General features: G+C 44.4%; 24 protein-coding genes. 13 read left to right on the top strand and 11 right to left on the bottom strand.

The annotated features are described in order from the left end of the window. Positions 1-76 precede the first annotated feature (76 nt). Together fusA and K5Q92_RS01780 are read left to right on the top strand one after the other, a co-directional pair. Positions 77-2,104 (top strand): elongation factor G, encoded by a 2,028-nt coding sequence (fusA, locus tag K5Q92_RS01785; RefSeq protein ID WP_220767343.1) that lies wholly within the window; start codon positions 77-79, stop codon positions 2,102-2,104. A 112-nt stretch (positions 2,105-2,216) separates the two neighbouring features. Continuing rightward, complete coding sequence (locus tag K5Q92_RS01780) at positions 2,217-3,128, top strand: 4'-phosphopantetheinyl transferase superfamily protein (protein WP_308443565.1); 912 nt, start codon at positions 2,217-2,219, stop codon at positions 3,126-3,128. Between the two features lie 80 nt (positions 3,129-3,208). Here the strand turns inward: K5Q92_RS01780 and K5Q92_RS01775 are convergent, their stop codons facing one another. Further along, positions 3,209-5,194 (bottom strand): alkyl/aryl-sulfatase, encoded by a 1,986-nt coding sequence (locus tag K5Q92_RS01775; RefSeq protein ID WP_220767342.1) that lies wholly within the window; start codon positions 5,192-5,194, stop codon positions 3,209-3,211. 200 nt (positions 5,195-5,394) lie between these two features. On the opposite strand from K5Q92_RS01775, the gene K5Q92_RS01770 reads away from it, so the two are divergent. After that, a complete protein-coding gene (locus K5Q92_RS01770; RefSeq protein WP_220767341.1) occupies positions 5,395-6,318 on the top strand; it encodes a LysR family transcriptional regulator in 924 nt (307 codons plus the stop codon). Positions 6,319-6,382: 64 nt separating this feature from the next. Here K5Q92_RS01770 and queF read toward each other — a convergent pair whose 3' ends face one another. Further along, on the bottom strand, positions 6,383-7,240 hold the full coding sequence (gene queF, locus K5Q92_RS01765) for an NADPH-dependent 7-cyano-7-deazaguanine reductase QueF (RefSeq protein ID WP_220767340.1): 858 nt from the start codon (positions 7,238-7,240) through the stop codon (positions 6,383-6,385). A 58-nt stretch (positions 7,241-7,298) separates the two neighbouring features. Between queF and syd the strand changes: the two genes are divergently transcribed. Further along, entirely contained in the window at positions 7,299-7,940 is a 642-nt protein-coding gene (gene syd, locus K5Q92_RS01760) for a SecY-interacting protein (RefSeq protein WP_220767339.1), read from the top strand. A gap of 86 nt (positions 7,941-8,026) precedes the next feature. Here the strand turns inward: syd and K5Q92_RS01755 are convergent, their stop codons facing one another. Both K5Q92_RS01755 and K5Q92_RS01750 read right to left on the bottom strand, forming a co-directional pair. Next, positions 8,027-8,800 (bottom strand): Zn-ribbon-containing protein, encoded by a 774-nt coding sequence (locus tag K5Q92_RS01755; RefSeq protein ID WP_220767338.1) that lies wholly within the window; start codon positions 8,798-8,800, stop codon positions 8,027-8,029. Between the two features lies 1 nt (position 8,801). Beyond that, on the bottom strand, positions 8,802-9,155 hold the full coding sequence (locus K5Q92_RS01750; RefSeq protein WP_220767337.1) for a DNA-binding protein: 354 nt from the start codon (positions 9,153-9,155) through the stop codon (positions 8,802-8,804). A gap of 138 nt (positions 9,156-9,293) precedes the next feature. Here K5Q92_RS01750 and K5Q92_RS01745 point away from each other — a divergent pair, with 138 nt between their 5' ends. Continuing rightward, on the top strand, positions 9,294-9,686 hold the full coding sequence (locus K5Q92_RS01745) for a DUF3192 domain-containing protein (protein ID WP_220767336.1): 393 nt from the start codon (positions 9,294-9,296) through the stop codon (positions 9,684-9,686). Positions 9,687-9,693: 7 nt separating this feature from the next. Here K5Q92_RS01745 and K5Q92_RS01740 read toward each other — a convergent pair whose 3' ends face one another. Then, complete coding sequence (locus K5Q92_RS01740; RefSeq protein WP_374758427.1) at positions 9,694-9,933, bottom strand: DUF2789 domain-containing protein; 240 nt, start codon at positions 9,931-9,933, stop codon at positions 9,694-9,696. Between the two features lie 181 nt (positions 9,934-10,114). On the opposite strand from K5Q92_RS01740, the gene K5Q92_RS01735 reads away from it, so the two are divergent. Next, positions 10,115-10,753, top strand: a complete 639-nt coding sequence (locus K5Q92_RS01735; RefSeq protein ID WP_220767334.1) for a GNAT family N-acetyltransferase — start codon at positions 10,115-10,117, stop codon at positions 10,751-10,753. Next, positions 10,746-11,051 (top strand): DUF962 domain-containing protein, encoded by a 306-nt coding sequence (locus K5Q92_RS01730; protein ID WP_220767333.1) that lies wholly within the window; start codon positions 10,746-10,748, stop codon positions 11,049-11,051. Before K5Q92_RS01735 ends, K5Q92_RS01730 begins: the two co-directional genes overlap by 8 nt. A gap of 1,144 nt (positions 11,052-12,195) precedes the next feature. Here the strand turns inward: K5Q92_RS01730 and K5Q92_RS01725 are convergent. Together K5Q92_RS01725 and K5Q92_RS01720 are read right to left on the bottom strand one after the other, a co-directional pair. After that, positions 12,196-12,591 (bottom strand): DUF3301 domain-containing protein, encoded by a 396-nt coding sequence (locus K5Q92_RS01725; protein ID WP_220767332.1) that lies wholly within the window; start codon positions 12,589-12,591, stop codon positions 12,196-12,198. Then, positions 12,588-13,601 (bottom strand): DUF3549 family protein, encoded by a 1,014-nt coding sequence (locus K5Q92_RS01720; RefSeq protein ID WP_220767331.1) that lies wholly within the window; start codon positions 13,599-13,601, stop codon positions 12,588-12,590. Before K5Q92_RS01720 ends, K5Q92_RS01725 begins: the two co-directional genes overlap by 4 nt. Before the next feature lie 109 nt (positions 13,602-13,710). On the opposite strand from K5Q92_RS01720, the gene K5Q92_RS01715 reads away from it, so the two are divergent. The 3 genes from K5Q92_RS01715 (at position 13,711) to K5Q92_RS01705 (ending at position 15,688) form a co-directional block, all read left to right on the top strand. After that, positions 13,711-14,031 carry a YqcC family protein gene (locus tag K5Q92_RS01715; protein ID WP_374758426.1) on the top strand — a complete coding sequence of 107 codons (321 nt, stop codon included), beginning with the start codon at positions 13,711-13,713 and terminating at the stop codon, positions 14,029-14,031. A gap of 21 nt (positions 14,032-14,052) precedes the next feature. After that, positions 14,053-14,880, top strand: a complete 828-nt coding sequence (gene truC / locus K5Q92_RS01710; RefSeq protein WP_220767330.1) for a tRNA pseudouridine(65) synthase TruC — start codon at positions 14,053-14,055, stop codon at positions 14,878-14,880. Positions 14,881-15,223: 343 nt separating this feature from the next. After that, on the top strand, positions 15,224-15,688 hold the full coding sequence (locus K5Q92_RS01705; RefSeq protein WP_220767329.1) for a flavodoxin: 465 nt from the start codon (positions 15,224-15,226) through the stop codon (positions 15,686-15,688). A gap of 92 nt (positions 15,689-15,780) precedes the next feature. Here K5Q92_RS01705 and K5Q92_RS01700 read toward each other — a convergent pair whose 3' ends face one another. The 4 genes from K5Q92_RS01700 to map all read right to left on the bottom strand — a co-directional run bounded on the left by K5Q92_RS01700 (position 15,781) and on the right by map (position 20,755). Further along, entirely contained in the window at positions 15,781-16,131 is a 351-nt protein-coding gene (locus tag K5Q92_RS01700) for a DUF3718 domain-containing protein (RefSeq protein WP_220767328.1), read from the bottom strand. A 206-nt stretch (positions 16,132-16,337) separates the two neighbouring features. After that, a complete protein-coding gene (dapD, locus tag K5Q92_RS01695) occupies positions 16,338-17,162 on the bottom strand; it encodes a 2,3,4,5-tetrahydropyridine-2,6-dicarboxylate N-succinyltransferase (RefSeq protein WP_220767327.1) in 825 nt (274 codons plus the stop codon). Positions 17,163-17,193: 31 nt separating this feature from the next. Further along, on the bottom strand, positions 17,194-19,749 hold the full coding sequence (gene glnD / locus K5Q92_RS01690) for a bifunctional uridylyltransferase/uridylyl-removing protein GlnD (protein WP_220767326.1): 2,556 nt from the start codon (positions 19,747-19,749) through the stop codon (positions 17,194-17,196). A gap of 205 nt (positions 19,750-19,954) precedes the next feature. Then, on the bottom strand, positions 19,955-20,755 hold the full coding sequence (gene map, locus K5Q92_RS01685; RefSeq protein WP_220767325.1) for a type I methionyl aminopeptidase: 801 nt from the start codon (positions 20,753-20,755) through the stop codon (positions 19,955-19,957). A 307-nt stretch (positions 20,756-21,062) separates the two neighbouring features. Here map and rpsB point away from each other — a divergent pair, with 307 nt between their 5' ends. The 3 genes from rpsB (at position 21,063) to pyrH (ending at position 23,655) form a co-directional block, all read left to right on the top strand. Beyond that, positions 21,063-21,791: a 30S ribosomal protein S2 gene (gene rpsB, locus K5Q92_RS01680; RefSeq protein WP_220767324.1), complete on the top strand. Its 729-nt coding sequence runs from the start codon at positions 21,063-21,065 to the stop codon at positions 21,789-21,791. A 134-nt stretch (positions 21,792-21,925) separates the two neighbouring features. Then, a complete protein-coding gene (gene tsf / locus K5Q92_RS01675; protein ID WP_220767323.1) occupies positions 21,926-22,777 on the top strand; it encodes a translation elongation factor Ts in 852 nt (283 codons plus the stop codon). 149 nt (positions 22,778-22,926) lie between these two features. Beyond that, a complete protein-coding gene (gene pyrH / locus K5Q92_RS01670) occupies positions 22,927-23,655 on the top strand; it encodes a UMP kinase (protein ID WP_220767322.1) in 729 nt (242 codons plus the stop codon). Positions 23,656-23,726: the final 71 nt, after the last annotated feature.

The following is a 23,726-nucleotide window of genomic DNA, read 5'->3' as shown; positions in this document are numbered from 1 at the left end:
ACTGATTAGAATTCGCTCAATGAAGATTGCAAATTGAAAATGGATTGACTAAATAATGTAAAAAAAGGAGGCCAAGATGGCTGAATTTACTACTGAGCAAATCCGAAACCTGGCTGTGCTCGGACACACTGGATCTGGAAAATCCTCTCTGTTGGAGGCGCTTCTTTTTCGTGCAGAGGCGATAACACTAAAAGGCAGGGTCGATAAAGGTACAAATCACGCTGACTTTACCGCCCAAGAAAAATCCCATCGCCATAGTTTAGAACCTTCATTCCTCAATCTCGATTACGCTAACCACCATATCAATATAATAGACACTCCCGGACTCCCCGACTTTTTTGGTCGAGCCTTATTACCGCTACCAGGTGTCGAGTCTGTTGTACTAGTGATCCACGCAGGCGTTGGCATAGAGGCAATAACTAAAAGAGCCTTTGAAGCTGCCCGCAGTCAAGGTAAAGCGGTCCTCATAGTTATTAATCATATTGATGGCAATGAGTCGGCGTTAGCGCCTTTGCTACAAGATATTCAAACACAGTTTGGTCAGCGATGCTTACCGGTTAACTTGCCAAATGTTGCAGGTGATGGTGTGGTAGATTGCTATTTACATTGTGACCCCCAAGCTGAAACTGCTTTTATCGGTGCCGAAGCTGCGCGAGATCAGTTAGTCGATACCGTGCTTGAAGAAGATGAACAGCTGATGGAGCTCTATCTTGATCAGGGTGAATCGTTAACGCCAGAGCAGCTTCATGCCCCCCTCGAAACGGCTCTGCGTTTAGGCCATTTAGTTCCAGTTTGCTTTGCCAGCGCCGAAAAAGAGATCGGGATCAGTTCACTGTTAGAGATCCTTGTTAAGTTAATGCCCAACCCTCTAGAGGCTAACCCACCGCAATTTGTAAAAGGTTTTGGCGATAGCGCTAAAGCTGTCACAGTCAATCAGAGTGCAAATGACCACGTGCTTGCACATGTTTTTCGGGTTGCGGTTGACCCATTTTTTGGACGAATGGGAGTGTTTCGCTTATATCAAGGCACGATTGATGTGGGAATGAAGCTGTATATCGGCCAAGGACGTAAACCATTTAAAGTGGCTCATTTGATCAAATTGCAAGGTGAGAAGCAGATTGATGTGGCTCAAGCGATACCGGGAGATATCTATGCAATTGCGAAAGTCGATGAATTAGAGATAGGCGCTGTGCTGCACGATAGCCATGACGAAGATGATTTTCATATGCCAGAGAACGCGTTACCTCAGCCTATTTTTGGCCTAGCGGTTTCACCTAAACGCCGTGGAGACGAACAAAAGCTATCTGAGGTGTTAAATAAGCTGGTGGCTGAAGATCCCAGTTTACACGTGACTCGAGGTGATGCACAGGGACAAACTCTGTTGCAGGGACAGGGAGATCTGCATCTGCAAATTGCACTAGAAAAGGCCCAAACTGTATTTAATGTGGATATGGAAACCGAAATTCCAGCAGTGCCGTATAGAGAAACGATTATGGCAGAGGCTAAGTCCCGTTATCGTCATAAGAAGCAATCCGGAGGCTCTGGGCAATTTGGTGAAGTCGAATTGATGGTTGAGCCGTTGGCCCGTGGCCAAGGGTTTGAGTTTGTCAGTAAAGTGGTTGGCGGCTCTGTGCCAAGCCAGTATATCCCTGCGGTAGAGAAAGGCGTGCGTGAGGCCATGTTAGCAGGTGGCTTGGGCGGCTTCCCAATGCAGGATATTAAAGTCACGGTATTAGATGGTAAGCATCATAGTGTGGACTCGAAGGAGATAGCATTTGTCATGGCGGGCAAGCGTGCCTTTATGGAAGCTGTTACGTCGGCACAACCTGTGATACTTGAGCCTGTTGTCGATATGCAAATATGCGTAGAGCAGGGCTATGTTGGGGAGATCACTGGTGATATCAGTGCGTCTAGAGGCATGGTGTGTGGCACTCAGGCGCAAACCAACGGTATGGTTGAGGTGACTGTAGAAGCGCCGCTTGCGAATGTTGCTGACTACTCGACTCGGTTAAAATCGATGACGGGTGGAGAGGGACAGTTCTCAATGAGCTTTAGTCGTTATGACGTGGTTCCTGATAGAGTTCAGGCAACATTAATGAGTTAATAGAAAGGTTTTGTTATTGAGCTATTGTGGTGCCATTTGAGTTTGTGGCTGTTGTTTTTCGTTAAAACAGGCCACAATAGCCCATATACCTAAACGCATATTTGAGCTGGTCTTGTCTGAATCTACTGCAATAAAACTCTATTTCTGCCCATTAAACATTGCTGATCTTGATAGTGAGTCTGCAGCCTTAATTAGCACTTGGCTTCCTCAAAGTGAAATCGATAAAGTTAACCGCTACATCAAGCCAGAAGCTAAAGAGCAAGCCTTGATGGTGAGGGGTTACTTGCGAGCACTATTATCTTTACATAGCGCCATTCATCCAAGTGAGTGGTGCTTCGAGTATGGTGAGAAAGGTAAGCCTAGATTAAGCCAAGCGCAATTTTTACATACCGGGATTCACTTTAATATAAGCCATAGCGGTGATTGGTTGGTTGTAGGGATCTGCAAGCAGCTCTCTAGCAATAGGCGGGGGGAGCAAGATTCAAATTCGTTAGAGTTTGGCGTTGATATTGAGCGGTGTCGTGATAGTACTAATATCCATGCGATTCTGAGCCATTACTTCTCTGAGCCAGAGAAAGAGGCGTTACTGGCATTGCCAATTGAGTTGCAGCGAGAACGTTTCTTCGATCTATGGGCGTTAAAAGAGTCCTACATTAAAGCTAAGGGATTGGGCTTAGCGCTATCGCTTAAATCTTTTGCGTTTGACTTCTCTACTTTAATTGAGAGCGAACTCGAGCTTGATGTTATTCAAAGTGTTACTCCCTCAGCTCATTCCATCACGAGTGAGCTAAGTACCTCTCCTATACGCCTAAAGCAAAATATTGGCCTCTCGACACTGCAAGAAAGTAGTGAGCAAGTTGCGAGCGAACAGCTTTTAGCGCAGATGAAAGACGCGATGAATTGGCATTGCAGCCTCGGACACTTAGATGATAATTACCGATTTGCAATCAGTGTTGGCCAGTGTCAGCAAGCAAGTATCAAGGCGATGAAAGTCGACTTGAAAATACTGTTAGAAAGGGTTTAATAATCGTAATGCTTAACAGTGAATAATAAAAAACGGGGCGCTGAATGCGCCCTGTTTTGTCTGTGAAGAGGATTAGAGTGCTATTTCACAGGTGTTGGCACAATCTCAAAGGCGGGGTTGAACTCCACCATGCTCTCGACTATTTTGCTAAAGGCTTCGCTATCTCCAGTTAGCTTAGCGTCGCCGCTTGCTAATAGGGCTTTAAGCGTAGTTTGCCCCAGTAGAATGCGATTCACATCGGCTTTATTAACCATGAGATTTGCATCCGCTTCTTGTTCTTTATCGACCACTGCGTTACTTAAGTTGCCGTTACTGAGCTCAATATAGAGAATATCTTTGGTGTCTGGGGTGATGATATTCATCTTCACTAAGCCGTGTTTTGCAGCAAGCTGGCTATCAATTTTAACCGCTAAGAAGTCGAATAGCGTCGGCATATCCATCTCGCTAATCACATCTGCAGATGCAGTTTTAGGCGCACCAGCTTGAATACCCACTCTGAGCTCTTGTGCACCAGTTAGGTAGATATTTCTCCAGCCCGCTCCTTCAGATTGATAGCCTAGCTGCTCATAGGTGTCGGCGAGCAGTTGTCGTGCCTCGTCATTGTCAGGTTCGGCCATTACCACTTTATTCAGAGCCGTTGCCACGAAGCGGTATTCACCTTGTGCGTAGTCATCTTTAGCGCGTTTTACCGCCGCATCGGCACCACCCATATATTCGACAAACTTTACGGATTCTTGCTTGGTTGGCAGTGGGTTTAGGTTAGCAGGGTTCATGTCGAAGTAACCTAGGTACTTGTTATACACCGCCTTAGCATTATGGCTATAAGTACCGTGATAGCCATTGGTGTGCCAGGTCTTATAGATAGACTCTGGAATCGTGTCTTGAATCGCATCCCCGATATCCTGAATACCTACGCCATCGTTAGCCAATCTTAGTGTTTGGTTATGAACTAAACCGTAGTTATCACGCTGTAAGCGCAGAAACTCATTAACATCTTGGTTGCCCCAGACTGGCGCCGAGTGGGATGCAAATAGCACTTCAACATCGTTACCAAAGGCATTAATCATCTCATTAATGTCTTTCGACCACTTAAGCGCATCACGGACTTTTGCGCCGCGTAGGGTGTAGATGTTGTGCATGCCCTGATAGGTGAGCTCTCCAGTCCAAAGTGCTTTTTTGGAGGGAATATAGGTGATCATCTCTGATTCTGCTTCGGTACCCGATGCATCCATAAAGACCATCTCTAGGCCATCTATGGTGAGGGTTTCCCATTTTCCATCACTGTTTAAGGTATAGTCAGGGGCCACATAGGTGATCTCACCTTTCGATAGACCTTTACCTAATGCGGCATCGACAATACCGTGATCGTGCTTACCTAGGGTGGCACCATATTGATAGGCGGCGCGGCGGCTCATGGCGTTACCTGCGAGTACGTTTTCGTCGACAATCTCTTTGGTGATGTTATCTGAGCCGTAGACTTTGACGTTAGGGAACATCTCTTGTACTCCGCGGGCACCACCAAAGTGATCGGCGTGACTATGGGAGTAAATCATGGCAACGACAGGTAAGTCGCCATCTTTAGGCAGATTCTTTAGGGCAAATTGCAGTGATGCTTTGGCCGCTTCTTTGGTTAGCAGCACATCATAGGCAATCCAGCCGTTATCACTGCGAATAAGGGTTAAGTTAGATAAGTCTGTACCGCGAACCTGATAGATCCCATCACTGACCTTATATAAGCCATTAGGCACCATATTAAGCTGAGCTTGACGGTAGAGTGACGGGTTCACCGAGTCCGGCGTTTTGTCGCTGATAAAGGCAAACTCGGCTCTTAGAATATCCGCTGTTACCTTATCAAACTTAGCAACGAGGTTCTTGGAGGATTGCTCGAATGCGCGGGTATCGGCAAAGTTAAGGGTATCGGCTACTGCCTTGTTGTGTGCAATGGTGTGCTCGGTGGCTTCTTTACCTTGGTAATGCACCGTGATGTGATCGTGTTCGTGCTGGGCTGCTGCTGCGTTAAACGAGAATACTGACAAGATTGAGAGTGCAACTAGAGTCTGCTTCATAAGTTCCCCTTAGTAAATTAATTTAGTTCAAAACATGCGTCTTGATCCTAGCGGATAAGCTTAGTCAAAAAAGACGTCTTTCGATTGAATGTAGCCAGTATAGTGATAGTTTTTTGATTAATAATTAGCGTAGACTTTACTTTTAATATTTATAATATGAATATTATGATGGCTATTATTAGCAGTAAGCGGAATTATTTATGTCACAGCAAAAGTCATTCGATCTTAATCTGTTCCGCATTTTTACTGCGGTATATCGTACCTCGTCATTTAGCCGCGCGGCAGAGGAGTTAGACCTGACTCAGTCATCGGTGAGCAACGCTATTGCACGCCTTAAGCTATCGGTTGGTGAGGAGCTGTTTATTCGTGTTGGCAGAGGCGTTAAGCCAACGGCGAGTGCGATGAACTTGTATCAGCAGCTAGCGAGTCCGGTATCTGAAATCGAACAGGTTGCTTCAAGCTTTGAGGTATTTGAAGCCTGTACCAGTGAACGTACCTTCTATGTGTATGCCAGTGAATCGGCGATTTTATTACTACAGGGAGTCGTTGAGCACTTACTCGAGACCTTGTCGATTAGTATCGTATTTCGCGAGCCGCCATTAATTGAAGAGGAGTTGCAGATGGATCTGCAACTTGAAAAAGTCGACTTAGCACTGGATATTTGGTTGCCTGAATCGAGCTCTTTTAAGAGTGAAAAGGTGATGCAAGATAAACTGGTGTGTGTTGCTCGAAAAGGCCATCCGCGTATAAAAGGTGCTATCACACAGGAACAGTACTTTAATGAGAAACACATCATTTTTAAGATGCGCCGGGATAATTTAAGCGTTGCCGACCTATTAACTAAGCAGGTTTTACCAGTACGTAAGATGCACAGTGAGCAGTCGTCAATTCTGAGTATGATGGCTTTGGCCTCTAAAAGTGATGCCTTAGCTATTGCGTCTAAGTCTTATGCCGATGAGTATGCACAGATGTTCGGCTTACAGGTATTTGAACTTCCTTTTGCAGCCGAGCCTATCGAATATCATATGGTATGGAGCAATAAGCTGCAGCAAAATCCAGCTAATATTTGGTTAAGAGACTTACTTAATCAAGCGATAGCACTGCGGAGCAGCGCAAGGTTTTAGTATTGAAGGGTAGATAAAAAAATACCTGTAATGCAGAACGTTACAGGTATTTATTGCGGCTTGGTTACTGTCTAGCGAGACGTTGATTCTCGGCTGGATGTTCAAAGTCGCTACGATATGGGTTGATATCTAAACCGCCACGACGAGTATAACGGGCATAAACAGTGAGTTTGGCACATTGGCAGTAACGTTTAAGGTCAACGAAAATTCGCTCAACGCACTGCTCGTGAAACTCATTATGTTGTCTAAATGAGATGAGATATCTGAGTAACTTTTCGCGATCAATCTTTGGACCCTGATAGCGGATCATTACCGTACCCCAATCGGGCTGTGAGGTGATTAAGCAGTTAGACTTTAGCAAGTTAGATGTTAGGGTTTCGGCGACAATCGCTTTATTATCGACACTATCGACTAAGTAGTCCGGATTGAAACTATAGTCATCAATTTCAATATCCAGATCATCGATACAGGTGCCTGGTAGCTCAACAATTCGCTGGTGGCTGAACTGTTTTGGCTCAATAACCTTAACTGTGACTGTTCCATCGGCGCAGGCAGTTAAATCTTGAGTTAATCGCTCCTGTACGGCTTGCGCGCTATCGAATCGAGTCTGATTGTAGCTGTTTAAATACAACTTGAATGACTTAGATTCAATCAAGTTTTTACTGTCAAAACTTAGGCTGAACTCGGCGATGGCAACCATAGGTTTGCCTTTGGCATTTAGCCAAGAGAGCTCGTATCCAGTCCAGATATCACAGCCATGAAACGGCAACTCTTGAGTCAGGCCTATTGCATCACGGTTTAATTTACGCGGTACGCCTTGAAGTAAAGATGCATCATACTGCTCTTGATAACCGGTCGATTTTCCTAATGTTAATTCAGAAAGTTCGGGGGCGTTACTATAGGGGTCATGATGTTGTGTCATCAATACGGTTTCCATGTCAAAATAGACCCCTATTATAACTGATTTGGAACTGTCTTCAGTGTCTTCTTTACCCGCTTTAGATCTTTTTTTATCTAAATATCAACAAGCCTACCTAGATAAACTTGGCGAGCAGCCACGATATTATGCCCAAGAGCAAGAGTCTGACTGTGTTGTAGGCAAAATGGATAGTGACGGAGCCGTGTTTTGGCAAGCGGTCGTTCGTCAAACTCCGGGTCAGTTTGATAACGTCGAAACGGCGCTTGAATTGACCCTTTCACCTGAGATCAATGTTTTTTATGGTCGTCACTTCTCTGCACCACTGTTCTTTGACTCAGAGTGGGGGAGTGGTGAACTTATCCAGATATGGAACCAAACCGATTTTGAGTACCTGCAGCAAAATATCATCGGCCATTTGATGATGAAGAAAAAGCTTAAGCAGGAGCCAACCTGGTTTATCGGTGTTTTAGATGATGAAGATAAGATGCTAACCGTGAATAACGCCGATGGTAGTGTTTGGATTGAGATCCCAGGAGAGGTTCAAAGCACTAAGCTTGCTGAATCGCTAGATGAATTTATTGGTTTGCTCACGCCAAGAGTCACGCCGCCGGTTAAACCGATAGAGGAGTCTATGCCTGAGCTAGATCACCCAGGTATTTGGCAGCGAATGAAGTTGATGTGGCGCAATTTGCGTGGCAAATAATTGATGCGTTAGATGTAATAAAAAAAATGGCTCAATATTGAGCCATTTTTTATGGGGAAGGCATGTTCTGAGGAAGCCATAGCGCCTTATAAATGATCCCATGAGATATTCGACACTATGCGGCAAGTCTCACAGCGAAAGTGAAACATATCTAATAAAGGCTCGTCCAGAAGCCACTCTTTGCTACCGCATTTGGGGCAGGGGCGCTGCTTTTCTGCCGCAAGGCTCTCACCACCAACACGGTATAAGTAATAGTAGGTCGGGATCTTCGTTAAATACTCGACTCGTCCGCGCAGATCCCATCCGCGTCTGAATAGATCACTCTGGTGACTGGTTAGCTCCTCTAGCGCGGCAAACTCTGCCTTTGTGGCGGCAGCCATCTGTAGTTCATCACAGGCCTGCCATTCTGTTTGCCAGCGGATCAAACGCTTATGATCGCCATTGGCTGTTGGCGGAATGTGATATAGAGGTATGGGTTGCAGTGTATCGCCGTTTCGCAGAGGCGAGCACATATGGACATAACTGGTATATAGTAGCTGCCAGCTTGGGTTGTCTTGACTCGAGACCTCTGAGTTGATGTCTTGACCAATATATTTTTCGCGTGGCGCCAGTAGTTTTGCATCGGTTAGCTCATTTAGCGCGGTATCAACCCAAGGGCTATTGAAACGCTTTGAGAGACTGCTCTTTTCTGGCGTTAGCAGCCTGACTCTAAATTCACCTTCATTGAATGCTACGGCAAACTCACGCCCTAGGACTTGGCCGTTGGCGCGATAGGCCTCGAGCAACCCATTAATAGCTTTCTCTGCTGCGCTAATGGTGGTGTTATCAAAACACTCGAATCTTAACTCAACCACATGCATTCTATTTATGTCCTTCGGTGTCGCTACACTGTTTTTCCAATTTGTTTAACTGCTTTTTCAGCAAGTTAAATTCAGCTTTTAATTCGGTAAGCTCCTGTTCGAGCCTAGTAATTTTATCTGCCTGATTAGCGGCGATAGATAGTTCGGCAGCATCTTCTGCAGGTTGAACTGAACAATCTGCCGATAGTGTTTTAATATCATCCGCACTCATGGCTTTAAACTGTTGTAACCCTTGGATCAGTATCGGCATGGGGATGTTACTGCCAAGTTTGCTCTTAACGAGTGCGAGGGTCGGTGTTCTACCTTCATCACTGATCTTCTTAGCTGCGCTGAGTACTTGTTCTAATGGACTCATGGTTAGTCAAATTCCTCACTCGTTAGTCTTTTTGTTAATCACAGTATAATACCTAATGTCTACTTTAAAATAAATTCAAACAAAAACAGTAGCTTGATGCTTGGCATGTTAATTGCTTTTTAATTAAAACTAAAAGCAATGTTAATACAGGAAGTTAAAGTGAAAACAAAATTATTAGGTTTAGCGTTTTTTGGGATTGCAAGCTTAGGGCTAACGGGCTGCGTGGTCAATGTTGGAGATGGGGAATCTGGTTGGGACAGTAATGCCGCATGGGAAAAGACCCAAGAGAAGAACCGTAATAACTTAGCGAAAATATCCTTAGGCATGTCTAAAGATCAAGTGACCACCTTAATGGGAACTGCCGACTTCAACGAAGCTTATATCCAACAAGATAAAGAAGTTTATGTATTATTCTATCGCACCCAGCGTACCCATGGGGACGGTAAAACCACTAAAGACGAATGTACGCCAGTGGTGATCCGTAACAATGCGGTCGTTGGTTGGGGCCAAATGGCCTATAGTAAGATTTAATCAATCTTTAAGGCTTTCTTAATAGGGTGTCCAGATAGTCGATTACTTCTGACCACTGGGCATCTTGCGCTAATGATTCTACGAGAAAATGCTTTTGTGCTGTATTCCAAAACGGAGCCTCATGTAGCAGCATTTCACTCGGTAAGGAATGCTCTCTTATAAAGGTTTCAATAGCGCTTTGTTCGCTTTCTAGCCCTAGCTGTAAAAACAGATGAGCCAAATCATTTGTTGTTGTGTCCACTTTCATACCTAACGTTTCTGCGATTCTATCCTTTAATTATGGCTTATATATTTCTGCTGTCTGCATTATTTCTAATACCAATATGGCTGATTAAGCATTGGTATTAAGGCTTTAAATTGATTATTAATTGCACTTTTTTATAAGCTTGTTACATTGATAGAGTGTGAGCTAGATCAAGGAATGTGAAATGGAGAATCAAGCTATGGAAGAGTGCCGCGCTGTTTATCTAACAGCAGAAGACCTAAGAATTGCCGCTTCTATTCTATATAACGCTTATCATGATGACCCATTCTTTTTAGAAACGCTTTTTACCGGTGACCAAGCGCAATATGAGCAAAAATTGCGGGGGGCAATCCGTGAGGAGTTGAATGAACTGTGGCAACAGGAGCAAGCGCTAATCGGTATGTTTGTTGGGGAGCGCCTAGTGGGGGTCGCTTGTATAGTGACCCAACAAGTGCCATTAGGGGAGGCGAGATACTGGCATTGGCGCTTAAAAATGTTGCTCAGCACTGGTTGGCAGTCAACTCAAGCAATTATTAATAAAGAAAATCAGATCATCGACAATTTACCCAGTAATCAGTGCGGTATTTTGCAATTTATCGCTATCGCTAACAATGAACAGGGCAAGGGGTATGGCGGACGACTGGTTAACGCCGTGCTGAGTTGGTGTGATGAACAACCACATCTCGATGGTGTAGGGGTTTTCGCCAATCATCCGGCTCATATTACGCTATTTACTCATCACGGCTTCGAGAAGATTGAGAAGCTTAGCATCGGTAAGGTTAGCGGAGAACTCTTGTTCTATAGAGGCTTAGTCAATGAGTAAATACTATTCCTCTTTTGCTGAGTTTTATCCATTTTACTTATCACAACATCAAAACAAGACATGCCGAGTCTTACATTACATCGGGAGTGTTTTGGTGTTGCTCGTACTTTTCTCTAGCTTGCTGACGGCCCGATGGGGGATGTTATTGGCCTTGCCAATTATCGGTTATGGTTTTGCTTGGGTTGGCCATTTTGTTTTTGAAAAAAATCGCCCTGCAACGTTTAAGTATCCTCTGTACAGTTTTATGGCTGATTGGTTCATGTTGTATCAAGCCTTAACTCGAAGAAAACACTTATAAATTCATTTTGAGATAACTTCTTTGTGCGAGATATCTCACCTTGTTGTGGGAAATGAATTGAGATAGATACGGACATTGTTTACAAGTTAAAGCTAAGTTGTTTAATTACAATGGGTTACTCATGAAAAGGCTTGTTAATCTCTGGTTGCGCTTTTGTGTTGCAAGCTTAGGTGCAGATAAAAAGTTGGCTGTCGTTGTAAGCTTATAAGTATAAAGAGATTGAGGCTAGGATGGCGTTGACCTCTTTTGTTAGAGAGCAATTTTTAGTTAAAACCTGCAGAGATAGCGAGTTTTAGCCGAATATGATGGTTTTGCAGGATGCAATAAAAGGACAACCTCAGGAAGAGGAATTTAGCTTAGGATTAGCTAATGAAGGGAGTTAGTACGTTTAGTACAGGGATAAAAAGGGATTTTCAAGGAAGATGCAGGATGCTGGTTAACCAAGGATGACGCAGGGAACGCATATATATAGCGGGAAAGCTTAAGTGAAGTTGTGCTAGGGCGCGCCGAATGGTGCGCCCTTTCTTCGTTTAAGCTCATAGTTAAGATTATTGGCTTAGTTGATGTGCGAGATCTCTTACAAATGTGTGAGAAATCAGTCCTAAATTTTGTTGCTGAAATAAATCTTTTCCTTTAAATACAAATATTTACGCTGCAGTGGTATGCTCTTTCTTGTTAAGGGGTATGTTAAGTAAATGTTTAAGCTGATGTTTAAGTTAGCTTTTGAATTATTATTTAGCTGTACAAGGAAGTATGTTGCAGGGAAGGTTAGGATAATCTGGTGTTGATGGATTGATACCTTAAGGATACTACCAAGGAGCGGATAAACACTCTAGGATGGAAGGTTTACTATCTAGGAAGGTAGAATGCTAAGGAAAGCAGTTGAATGGATTCTCAAGGATGACATCGGACACGCTCAGGAAAGAGCAAGCTTGGTAAATGGATAACCAAGGCAATATGGAGATGTACCTTTAGGTACAGGGATATAAAGGTTCATGGAAGATGCAGGAGCAAAGTTACGCATGGACGGTGCAGGGAGCACTCGCATAGCAGGATGAGCTTACACAACTATAGAAAAGGCACGTCCCCTCAGGGGCCGTGCCTTTACTTCTTTATACGGCTGTAAGTTTTTACTAGCGCTATATTATTTACAGCGTCCTGAGTTGCATCCGCCGCGAGAGCGCCCACCACAGCCGCCTCCTAGCGAGCCCTTAGCTTCTGGTGCTTCATGCCATTCTGGCTCGGGGAAGATCGGCCATTGTATTTTTTGTATTTTCTTTCCGTGCATCCATAAGCTGCCACGATACTGATTGATACCATCTGTGCTAAATTCAAACAGGTATTTTACTTTCCAGGTCAATCCACTGCTGCCACCTAGGCTAGGTTTAGCTGACTCTTGGGCTATAGCTAGCAGCTGAACTTTTTGTTTTTGGCACTCTTTATTAGTAAAAACTCTGCTTATTTCAGCCATTTGCCTTAATTGCCAAAAAAATGCAGCGACCATAACCACTGCGGCAATAATTAAAAAATCTGTCATCATTCTTTAGTTACCTTAAACAAACCGCCAATTGCTGTTGCAAGCTCAGTACTACGATTTGGATTACGAAGTTGAGCGAGAAGCTGAGTGCGTATTAATGGAATAGCCACAATATCAGCAAAAATCTGGTTAAAGAAGTGTTGTTGCTGCTTTGCTAAGGCTTCCAAGTAGATAGTGAGAGTTTGCTCATCTTTTAATGCCGACCAGTTTCTTGCGGCAATGGTAATGAGCATATCGGCAGATAAAGCGCCAAGGTCATTGAGTTGAGAAATGGCTTGTTGGCCCAGTTTTGGGTGAGATGCAAGGGCGCGTAAAAAATAGCCTTTATCTTTATCTTCCGCGGTTTCGAGTTTCGCGAGTATCTTTTTCGCGAGTGCGTTATCAATGCTCAAGTGCTCTAAGCACTGACATACGGCGATCTGTACCTCTAAAGCCCAATTATCAAAGCCATTTGTCAGGTGAGTCTGATGGTCGAGCTCACTGGCTCTAACGCAAACATCGGCAATACCCTGCAAGCCGATACTTTGCCAGTTTTCTGCTGGATGTTGCCCCGATAGGTATTGGTAAGCAAATTCATATTGAGGCGAGGCTTTGCCACCGAGCTGCTTACGCACTAATGCGTTAAATACTGCTAACTTCTCTTGAGTGGGCTTAAAGTTAAATGGGTGGTTGGCTAACTGATCTTGCTGTTGCTCTGTTAATGGCTGAGTCGGATCTCGACCTAGGGCTTCAATGATCATCTTGATAAATTGCATTCTCGGGGCAGGAGATAGGAGCCCACGTTCATCGAGAGGTAACTTGATAAACCAAATATAGTGCTGTTGGCTCGCATCCCAAAAAACAATAGCAAACTGGGCATGACCTTGAATGGGCGCAGGGTAAGGTGAGTTAAGTTCTTCAATCTGATGAAATGCCATCATATCGATATGTTGTACTCGACGGCCCATGTCATAAACTTGGAATTGAGTGTTAGCTGTTTTTAAAAATTGGCTGAGGGTCGTTATTTCTGTCATATCGTTATCGAGTGTAGGTTAATTAGCGCATATTATAGGGATAAGTCTCGCTAGATGGTATCATCGCGGGCCAAATTTCCTATGGGGTAGAACAGCCGGAGTGTGATCCTTGATTGAAATTAAAACAAGAGAAATGCTGGTTGCTTTAGAGGCAGAGTTGGCACAGCAAGGATTATTGAGTCTGCAGCCACCGAGTGCTGAAGCATTGGCGAGTACAGCGCCTTTTGCATGTGATTTGATGCCATTCGAGCAGTGGCTACAATTTATTTTTTTACCCAAGTTGCATTATCTGCTCGATGAGCAACTGCCGCTACCTAGCAAGATAGCCGTCGCTCCCATGGCGCAGCATGTTTGGGGAGAAGACGCTAAGCATCAGCATTTAATTCGTATTCTAATGGATTTAGATGCGCTATTGAGTCAGCCCGATTAATGCGGGTGAGAGAGAGTAAAGATGAGTGACGAGACAGTAATGACAGATAATGACTTGCTTGATGGGCAAGAGGCCGAACAAGAGATTGCGCCGCATATTGAAGTATTATTTGAAGATGATGATGTGGTTGTGATCCATAAGCCAGCAGGTCTTTTAGTCCACCGCAGCTATTTGGCAAGGCGAGAGCGTTTTTTTGCTATGCAGTTGACCCGTGATAAGGTTGGCTGTCATGTCTTTCCGGTGCACCGTTTAGACAGGCCCACATCTGGGATCTTACTGTTCGCAAAAAGCAGTGAAATGGCTAATGTCTTGTGCGAGCAGTTTGCTGCCCATACCGTTGATAAGGAGTATTTGGCTATTGTTCGTGGCAACATGAATGAGGCTGGTACACTCGATTACGCGCTAAAAGAGGAACTTGATGAGTTAGGGGATAAGGATGTGGATCCGAATAAAGCAGCCCAAGATGCTGTTACCAGCTATAAGCCTCTGCTAAATAGTGAGATCCCCTATTCTTCGGGTCGTTATGCAACCAGTCGTTACGCTTTGGTGCAGCTTTCTCCACATACTGGACGTAAACACCAATTAAGGCGTCATATGGCGCATTTACGTCACCCGATCCTTGGAGATACTACCCATGGTGACGGTAAACAAAATAAATTTTTCCGTGCACATTTTGGGATTAATCGACTATGGTTGATTGCAAAAAAACTCAGTTTTAATCACCCACGAACCGGTGAACGTATCAGTGTTGAGACCGAACTTGAGGCCGAATGGTTTAGCGTGTTTGAGGGCTTAGGTTGGGATGAGGGAGTGCTATCTGAAGACACTGAGTCGTTTATCATCGCTTGATGACTGCTATTGCCGCCGCGAACAGACTCTAGCGCAGCGCTTGAGTGTCTAACGAAAAGCGAGCAGTTTAACACCCAGATTTAGTTTCATTTTTTTCTTTAGTGAGGTTGAACTGAAGGAGAGGGGTCATACTTAATTTGAAGCATTGTACAGTGTGGAAATAGCACATCCTGCGAATGTGGGCACTGCGTTGAAGATGCTTACGGTGCTTTTTTCTGCAAGAGTGCCTCATAGTGGGAGATCCTTGTTAGTCTTACTTCATTGTTGCAACAGAGCTTGCCGCAACGTCTATCTGTAAAGTATGTTAAGGATATAACTAAATAGCTTTTAGGCGAAGTAAAACATGAAAAAAGTGAATCTAGTTTTTGGAACAGTTTACGGTGGTGCTCAGTACGTTGCTGAGACGCTTGATCAGGCCTTGCTCGAATTAGGCCGAGAGACTCAGCTGTACCAACCAGAGCAGCTTGTTGGTTTTGTCCCACCTGAGAACGAATTACTCTTGATTATCTGCTCGACAACAGGCCAAGGCGATCTTCCCGACGATATTCAACCTTGGTTTAATGAGATGAAGTCAAAGGCTCCTTACTTGCCAGAACTTAAATTTGGCTTGATTGCGCTGGGGGACTCAAGTTATGAGACATACTGCGGCGCGGGTGAACAGTTTTTGAGTCTATTTGAGGAGCTGGGTGCGAAACAAATTGGAGAGTTTTTAAAAATTGACGCGGGTGAAACAATGGAGCCAGAAGTCGAGGCATTAGCTTGGTTACCTCGTTGGAATACACTTATTGATACTGAGCTTGCCGCTTAAGGCTGAACATTTAACACTTAAACCTAAAACCATCATTAGACCAAATAAAAGAGGCGAAAGCCTCTTTTATTGTTCCTGCTAATATCGAAAGCTTATTCATAGTTGACCACATAAAGCTCGGCATCAGACTTTGTCATGGCGATATCTTTAATCGTTACAGTACCTTGCCCACGAGTATATGGGGCAATTCTCTTGGCCGTTTTATCTGCGCCTGCGTTTACCGTGAAGTCATAGAAACTCTCACCATTACAGACTAAGCGCGGAAAAACTCGTCTCTTATTAATACGGTTGTCTTTCATTGTCCTGTTAAATTGAAAAATATTGTTGCTAGCGCCAGCTTTGCAAACGGCGATTAGCGTGTTCTCTAATTGAGGTGACATCGCCGCTGAAGCGCCAAAGGACATCGCTAGCGCGGCACCTGCTAAAACGTACGTTTTAATCATGTCTTGCTCCTTCCGCATGGGGTTCAAACTTGAGTAAAGCTTATTGATTTTTATTCACCTAAATAACAGTGGAAGAGTTGTATCAAGATGTTGAGGAGCGCACAGAGTATGTCTACAGATTTCAAAGTGTGTCAATTGTGAAAAGATAAGAAAAATCCCGCTAGAAGCGGGATTTTTTCGTTGATTGAACGGTTACTACTTAATGCTTAGTCGACAATACGGAGTAACTCGTTGATCCCAACTTTACCGCGAGTTTTCTCATCGACTTTCTTCACGATGATGGCGGCGTATAAGCTGTAGGTACCACATTTAGACGGCAAGTTGCCCGCAACGACTACAGAGCCTGCAGGTACGCGTCCGTAATGGATTTCGCCGGTCTCACGGTCATAAATGCGTGTGCTTTGGCCGATATACACGCCCATAGAGATCACACTACCTTCTTCAACGATAACGCCTTCTACTACCTCAGAGCGTGCGCCGATGAAGCAGTTATCTTCAATAATGGTAGGGCCTGCTTGTAGAGGTTCTAAAACGCCGCCAATACCGACGCCGCCAGATAGGTGAACGTTCTTACCGATTTGAGCACATGAGCCAACTGTCGCCCAAGTGTCTACCATAGTCCCTTCGTCCACATAGGCACCTAGGTTAACGTAAGATGGCATGAGTACAGTGTTCTTGGCGATGAACGAGCCCTTACGAACCGCTGCAGGTGGTACTACACGGATCGCTTCTTTACGGAAACGCTCTTCGTCATAATCAGCAAACTTCATTGGTACTTTGTCGAAGTATTTGGTTTCTGCGCCATCGATAACTTGGTTATCGAAAATACGGAATGAAAGTAGTACGGCTTTTTTTAACCACTGATGAACATGCCATTGGCCGTCAATTTTCTCAGCGACTCTGGCTTCGCCAGTGTCTAGCATGGCAATCGCTTTTTCAACATCGGCACGAACACTAGGCTCAACGGTTGTTGGTGTGATCTCTGCGCGTGCTTCGAAAGCCGCCTCAATACGTTGGCGTAAAGCCTCCATTAACTTCTCCCAATATTTTGTTTAAAAAAATCTATAAAGCACTTGTGAGTGCTTCACGCAATTTTGCTTGTTGCGTGTCATCGAGTTGCTGCCCGTCGGCGGTTTGCAACAAAAAGAAATCTTCTGCTCGCTCACCGATAGTGGTGATCTTTGCTGCAAGCAGGGTTATTTCGCAGCGATATAAAATTTCGCCAACTCTTGCGAGCAATCCAGGTGAGTCAAGTGCGATGAGCTCCATCATACTTTTACCATGGCTTCGGGTCGCAGGGAAACTGACTTGGGTTGCAACTTTAAAAGGTTTCATCTTTCTTGAAAGATTTCTAAACTTCGGCAACTTAGGCGTTTCATTACTTAACGCTTTTATTAACGTCTTTTTGATCCCTTGAATACGGGAAAGCTGCGACACCGGCTCGCCATCTTGTTCCAAAATCACGAAAGAGTCCAGCGCATAGTTATCTTTGGACGTCATGATGCTTGCGTCATGAACGGTAATATTCTTATTGTCTAATATGGCCATTACAGTGGCAAATAATTTAGGCTTGTCTTTGCCGTAGACAAATAGCTCTGTACCACCTCTTGTCATGTGTTTTGAGATCACCACCAAGGTCTCATCTTGTTTGTGTTTGATAATAGCTTCAGCATGCCAAGCGATTTGGTTAGGCTGATTACGAAGAAAGTAATCGGCTTTAAAACGTTGCCATAGTGCATCTAAGTCTTTCTCTTTTATGCCGCGACGTAGTAACTCTTTTTTAGCTTTGGCTTGATGTTCGCGCACTCGAGCTCGGATATCGATGGGTTTTTCTTTACCACGGGCGAGCACCCGCTGAGTGGAGAAATAGAGATCTCGTAGCAGCGACCCTTTCCAGTTATTCCAGGTTCTCTCATTGGTGGCACAGATATCGGCAACGGTAAGGCAGTAGAGATAACTTAAGTGCACCGCATCACGCACATGCTCGGCAAAGTCGGCAACCACATCGGGGTCTGAGATATCGCGGCGTTGGGCTGTTACCGACATCACTAAATGGTTTTCAACTAGCCAACTGACCAAACGACCATCATGATCGTTCATGCCGTGTAACTTGCAAAACTCTAGTGCGTCGGTAGCGCCAAGTTTACTGTGGTCGCCACCGCGGCCCTTGGCGATATCATGGAATATTGCTGCTAATACCAATAAACCTTTCTTTGGCAGCTGGTTAATCAGCACTGAGCCTAAAGGAAACTCCTCTTTTTGCTCCGGCTGAGCGAAACTCTCGATGTTAAGCAGCAATCTATGGGTGTGCTCATCCACGGTATAAGCGTGGAAGAGGTCGAACTGCATCTGGCCTTCAATGGCGCGCCATGCGGGGAGGTATGCCGATAGCACGCCATGTTTGTGCATCAGTGAAAGCGCAGCGATACCACGTGGGTGACGCAATATTTTCATAAACAGTTTACGGCAGGACTCATGATACATCAGTGCCTGAGGTTGGGCACGTCGAGCGCGGCGTAAACTGCGTAACGTCACCGCATAGATAGCTTGAATATTTGAGTTTTTAGCGACCCACAAAAACAGGTTTAAAATATTTTCTGGGTTATCAAATAGTTCGCTGCTTAGGCTCTCAATGAATTTACCACGTCGCTGGAAATTATCATCAATAGGCACGACTTCCAGTGCTTTTATATGGCCTAAAGTGGCGCGTTTGAATAGCTGAAGCAGCATCTGATTAAGCTCCATTACTCGCCTAACCGTGCGGTAATAGTTCTTCATCATCTGCTCAACGGCTAATTGTGTACCATCTTCATAGCCCATCAGCTTGGCGACTTGAGGTTGTAGATCAAACAATAGTCGGTTTTCATCGCGGCCTGAGACTAAGTGCAGTGAACAGCGCAGCCGCCATAAAAAGTCTTGTGCCTCTAATAGTTCATCAAGCTCTACAGAGTCTAAAAAGCCGTGGTAGACCAGTTCTTCAAGCTTTTCGGCATTAAAGTGGCGCATGGCTACCCAAGCGACAGTCTGAATATCCCTAAGACCGCCCGGACAGCTTTTAAGGTTCGGCTCTAAATCAAAGGCGTTGGCGCGGCTATGACGGGCCGCTTGCTCATCGCGTTTGGCCACATAAAACTCACTGCTAGGCCAAAAATCATCTTGACGAATATTGCGATAAAGTAGGGTAAATAGGGCCTGTGGACCACATAAGAGACGTGATTCGAGTAGATTAGTTGCGACAGTAATATCGGTGCGCCCTTGCTCAAGAGTTTGCTCAATACTGCGGACACTATGACCAACCTCTAGCCCTGCGTCCCAGATAAAAGCGATAAAAGCGCTTAATGCTTGCTCGGCATCTTGGGATAAATCGCCTTCGGTGAGGAACAGTAGATCGACATCAGACTGTGGATGTAATTCTCCTCGTCCATAGCCACCAACGGCGATTAATGCGATAGGGAATTGTTCCAGTTTATGGGCGCTCCATTGCTGCTGAAGTAGCCTATCGACGTGTTGACAGCGAGTGCTGACGATTGAACGAATATCTGACTTTGCGTTAAAGCTATCCAGAATCGTTTGGTTTAAGTCGATTAACGCATTTTTGGCAGTTTGAGCACTATTCATCAAATCTCTTCTTCGAGAACGGATCCGTTATGCAATGATTATCTATGCAAAAATCGCTAATTTAAAGGGCTTTATCATCGACTGACGATATATCGTTAAACTTGCTTTATTTTGGTGCGAAAAATGGTGGAGTGAGATGTTAGACGGGGTAAATAACAAAAGGCGTGTTAACACACGCCTTTTCGGAGGGGATGCGAAAAATCGATTAGTGATTAATCACTCTCGATAGTTCTTTCTCTTCTTCTCTTAGTGTGAGTACTTCAACACCTGTGTTAGTGACAAGAAGCGTGTGTTCCCACTGAGCGGAATTTTTGCCATCAGAGGTGGTAACTGTCCAGTTGTCTTTTTTATCTAACACGCTGGTATGACGGCCTGCGTTGATCATTGGTTCGATAGTGAAGCACATACCTGCACGCAATACCGTTTTGTCATTATTTTTGTAATGCATTACCTGTGGCTCTTCATGGAAGCCCGCACCAATACCATGGCCACAGTAATCTGTAACGATGCTGTATTTTTCAAGTCCTGTTTTCTTAGACTTGATGAATTTTTCAATCAAGGTGCCAATTTCACCGAGTTTCATGCCAGGTTTCACTTTCTTGATACTGGCATAAAGCGCTTCTTGAGCAATACGGCACAGGCGTACGTTCTTAGGGCTAACATCGCCAATAAGGAACATCTTTGAGGTGTCACCGTGATAGCCATCTTTGATCACTGTTATGTCAATATTGACGATGTCACCGTCAACGAGTGCACGGTCGCTTGGGATACCGTGGCAGATCACTTCATTAATGGACGTACAGATAGATTTTGGAAAGCCGTGATAATCGAGTGGAGCAGAAATGGCTCCCTGTTCCTCGGTATATTTGGCACAGATGTCGTTAAGCTCGTTGGTGGTAACACCAGCCTTAACATGTGGAGCGATCATTTCGAGCACTTGAGCGGCCAATTTACCCGCGGCACGCATCTTTTCAATTTCTTCTGCAGTCTTAATTACTATACTCATTCTAATGTCTCTATAAATGTCTTTCGATGTCTAAATTTGTCGTCTTTTAATATGACTACTTTGCCCAAAAAACGACGTAAATATTTGTGCTTTTTTTCAAATTATGGTATAAAGCGCGCCGTTATGTTTGACTCTTGCAGTTTCCACCTTTGGGTGGCTTGCAGGAGTTAAGATGGCGGCCATTATACATGGCTATTGATAAATACTAAATCACACACATATCGACACGTTCTTCGGGGTGCCCTTATCGGGTCGAAGATATGGGATATGTGGAGGTCTAACCCCTAATTTATTTAAGGTAAATAAAATGACTACAGTTTCAATGCGCGACATGCTACAAGCCGGTGTTCACTTCGGTCACCAGACTCGTTACTGGAACCCAAAGATGAAGCCATTCATCTTCGGCGCTCGTAACGGTGTACACATCATCAACCTAGAGCACACTGTACCAATGTTCAACGAAGCACTTGCTTTCATCAGCAACGTTGCATCTAAGAAAGGTAAGGTTCTTTTTGTTGGTACTAAGCGTGCTGCAAGCGAAGCTATCAAAGAAGCTGCTGTTTCTTGTGACCAGTACTATGTTGATCACCGTTGGTTAGGTGGTATGTTGACTAACTGGAAAACAGTTCGTCAATCAATCAAGCGTCTAAAAGACCTTGAAAGCCAGTCTGTAGACGGTACTTTCGACAAGCTGACTAAGAAAGAAGCGCTAATGCGTACTCGTGAACTTGAGAAGCTAGAGAAGTCTCTTGGTGGTATCAAGAACATGGCTGGTCTACCAGACGTGATTTTCGTAATCGGTGCTGACCACGAACATATCGCTATTAAAGAAGCTAACAACCTAGGTATTCCTGTTGTTGCTGTTGTTGATACAAACTCTTCTCCAGACGGTATCAACTACATCATTCCTGGTAATGATGATGCTATGCGTTCAATCCGTTTATACACTGAGTCTGTTGCTGCTGCCGCTAAAGCTGGCCGTGGTCAAGACCTAGCTGTTCAAGCTGAACAAGACGGTTTCGTAGAAGCTGAATAATAAGGTTAGATGATTTTCATCTCCCTTATTAACCAAGATGCATGATTGGTAAACAGGGGCGCTCTCATTAAAAGTGACTAGCCCCTGTTTTACTATCTATTGAATTTGAAGAATTATCTGTAGAGGATTTAGCAATGGCAATTACTGCTGCCCAAGTTAAAGAACTTCGTGACCGCACTGGCGCTGGCATGATGGACTGTAAAAAAGCACTGACTGAAACTAACGGTGACATCGAACTAGCGATTGATAACATGCGTAAGAGCGGTGCTGCTAAGGCTGCTAAAAAAGCAGGTAACATCGCTGCTGAAGGCACAATCCTAATCAAGAAAGGCGAAGGTTACGCTGCTCTTGTTGAAGTTAACTGTCAAACAGACTTCGTTGCAAAAGATTCTAACTTCCTAGCATTTGCTAACGAAGTACTAGATGTTGCTGCAGCATCAAAAGTTTCTATCGATGACTTGAAAGCACAGTTCGAAGAAACTCGTGTTGCTCTAGTTGCTAAAATCGGTGAAAACATCAACGTTCGTCGCGTTGAGTACATCGACGGTGCAAACCTAGCTGAATACCGTCACGGCGACCGTATCGGTGTTGTTGTAACTGGTGAAGCTGACGAAGAAACTCTAAAGCACGTTGCTATGCACGTTGCTGCTTCTAAGCCTGAGTTCGTTAACCCAGAAGACGTTCCAGCTGAACTTGTTGAGAAAGAAAAAGCAGTTCAAATCGAAATCGCTATGAACGAAGGCAAGCCTCAAGAAATCGCTGAGAAGATGGTTTCTGGTCGTATGAAGAAGTTCACTGGTGAGATCTCTCTTACTGGTCAAGCGTTCATCATGGAACCAAAGAAAACTGTTGGCGAAATTCTTAAAGAGAAAGGCGCTACAGTAGCTAACTTCATCCGTTTAGAAGTTGGTGAAGGTATCGAAAGAAAAGAAGAAGATTTTGCTGCTGAAGTAGCTGCACAAATCGCTGCTACTAACAAAGGTTAATTTCCTTTAAGTAGTTAAACATAAGACCGTAGCAATCGCTGCGGTCTTATCGTATATACTCAAACAGATTTTATGAGAGTCAGCTAGCTAGCCCGTTAAATCTGTTTAAGTATAGTACCCCTCTATCGCCATAATCAGGACTAATAAATATGAGTACCAATCCTAAACCTGCATTTCGTCGTGTTCTTTTAAAATTAAGTGGTGAAGCCCTAATGGGTGAAGAAGGCTTCGGCATCGATCCTAAAGTGCTTGATCGTATGGGGCAGGAGATCAAAGAGCTTGTTGAGCTAGGTATTCAGGTGGGTGTTGTCATTGGCGGTGGTAACTTGTTCCGTGGTGAAGGTCTAGCGAACGCGGGAATGAACCGCGTTGTTGGTGACCACATGGGCATGTTAGCAACAGTGATGAACGGCTTAGCGATGCGCGACTCTCTGCACCGTGCATATGTTAATGCACGTTTGATGTCTGCGATTCCGCTAAAAGGCGTGTGTGACGATTACAACTGGGCTGAAGCAATTAGTTTGCTAAAATCTGGCCGTGTTGTTATTTTTGCTGCGGGTACCGGTAACCCATTCTGTACGACAGACTCTGCTGCCTGTTTACGTGGTATTGAGATCGAAGCAGAAGTTGTGATTAAAGGCACAAAAGTTGATGGTGTATATTCAGACGATCCAGTAAAAAACCCTGACGCCGTCAAGTATGATGTTATGGGGTACAATGAAGTACTCGAAAAAGAATTGAAAGTAATGGATTTGGCTGCATTTTCTATGGCCAGAGACCACAATATGCCATTGCTCGTATTTAACATGAACAAGCCAGGCGCATTGCGTCGCGTTATCATGGGCGAGCAAGAAGGCACACTGATTAAAGCTGGTTAATCAAACGAGAGCCGCTGCTCTTTCGAGCAGAACTTAGGTTTAAGTTTAATGTGTGTCGCAGCGTGACGAAC

The organism is Shewanella sp. MBTL60-007 (genome assembly GCF_019654915.1).
Taxonomy (GTDB): Bacteria; Pseudomonadota; Gammaproteobacteria; order Enterobacterales; family Shewanellaceae; genus Shewanella.
Note: the sequence above shows the minus strand (reverse complement) of the source record. Positions and strands in the feature narration are given on the sequence as shown.

What these genes read in the sequence shown, in the direction of transcription:
- fusA (WP_220767343.1), top strand. Translation starts at nt 77, where the DNA reads ATGGCTGAATTTACTACTGAGCAAATCCGAAACCTGGCTGTGCTCGGA.
- K5Q92_RS01775 (WP_220767342.1), bottom strand. Translation starts at nt 5,194, where the DNA reads ATGAAGCAGACTCTAGTTGCACTCTCAATCTTGTCAGTATTCTCGTTT.
- K5Q92_RS01770 (WP_220767341.1), top strand. Translation starts at nt 5,395, where the DNA reads ATGTCACAGCAAAAGTCATTCGATCTTAATCTGTTCCGCATTTTTACT.
- queF (WP_220767340.1), bottom strand. Translation starts at nt 7,240, where the DNA reads ATGACACAACATCATGACCCCTATAGTAACGCCCCCGAACTTTCTGAA.
- K5Q92_RS01755 (WP_220767338.1), bottom strand. Translation starts at nt 8,800, where the DNA reads ATGCATGTGGTTGAGTTAAGATTCGAGTGTTTTGATAACACCACCATT.
- K5Q92_RS01750 (WP_220767337.1), bottom strand. Translation starts at nt 9,155, where the DNA reads ATGAGTCCATTAGAACAAGTACTCAGCGCAGCTAAGAAGATCAGTGAT.
- K5Q92_RS01745 (WP_220767336.1), top strand. Translation starts at nt 9,294, where the DNA reads ATGTTAATACAGGAAGTTAAAGTGAAAACAAAATTATTAGGTTTAGCG.
- K5Q92_RS01740 (WP_374758427.1), bottom strand. Translation starts at nt 9,933, where the DNA reads ATGAAAGTGGACACAACAACAAATGATTTGGCTCATCTGTTTTTACAG.
- K5Q92_RS01735 (WP_220767334.1), top strand. Translation starts at nt 10,115, where the DNA reads ATGGAGAATCAAGCTATGGAAGAGTGCCGCGCTGTTTATCTAACAGCA.
- K5Q92_RS01730 (WP_220767333.1), top strand. Translation starts at nt 10,746, where the DNA reads ATGAGTAAATACTATTCCTCTTTTGCTGAGTTTTATCCATTTTACTTA.
- K5Q92_RS01725 (WP_220767332.1), bottom strand. Translation starts at nt 12,591, where the DNA reads ATGATGACAGATTTTTTAATTATTGCCGCAGTGGTTATGGTCGCTGCA.
- K5Q92_RS01720 (WP_220767331.1), bottom strand. Translation starts at nt 13,601, where the DNA reads ATGACAGAAATAACGACCCTCAGCCAATTTTTAAAAACAGCTAACACT.
- truC (WP_220767330.1), top strand. Translation starts at nt 14,053, where the DNA reads ATGAGTGACGAGACAGTAATGACAGATAATGACTTGCTTGATGGGCAA.
- K5Q92_RS01705 (WP_220767329.1), top strand. Translation starts at nt 15,224, where the DNA reads ATGAAAAAAGTGAATCTAGTTTTTGGAACAGTTTACGGTGGTGCTCAG.
- K5Q92_RS01700 (WP_220767328.1), bottom strand. Translation starts at nt 16,131, where the DNA reads ATGATTAAAACGTACGTTTTAGCAGGTGCCGCGCTAGCGATGTCCTTT.
- dapD (WP_220767327.1), bottom strand. Translation starts at nt 17,162, where the DNA reads ATGGAGGCTTTACGCCAACGTATTGAGGCGGCTTTCGAAGCACGCGCA.
- glnD (WP_220767326.1), bottom strand. Translation starts at nt 19,749, where the DNA reads ATGAATAGTGCTCAAACTGCCAAAAATGCGTTAATCGACTTAAACCAA.
- map (WP_220767325.1), bottom strand. Translation starts at nt 20,755, where the DNA reads ATGAGTATAGTAATTAAGACTGCAGAAGAAATTGAAAAGATGCGTGCC.
- rpsB (WP_220767324.1), top strand. Translation starts at nt 21,063, where the DNA reads ATGACTACAGTTTCAATGCGCGACATGCTACAAGCCGGTGTTCACTTC.
- tsf (WP_220767323.1), top strand. Translation starts at nt 21,926, where the DNA reads ATGGCAATTACTGCTGCCCAAGTTAAAGAACTTCGTGACCGCACTGGC.
- pyrH (WP_220767322.1), top strand. Translation starts at nt 22,927, where the DNA reads ATGAGTACCAATCCTAAACCTGCATTTCGTCGTGTTCTTTTAAAATTA.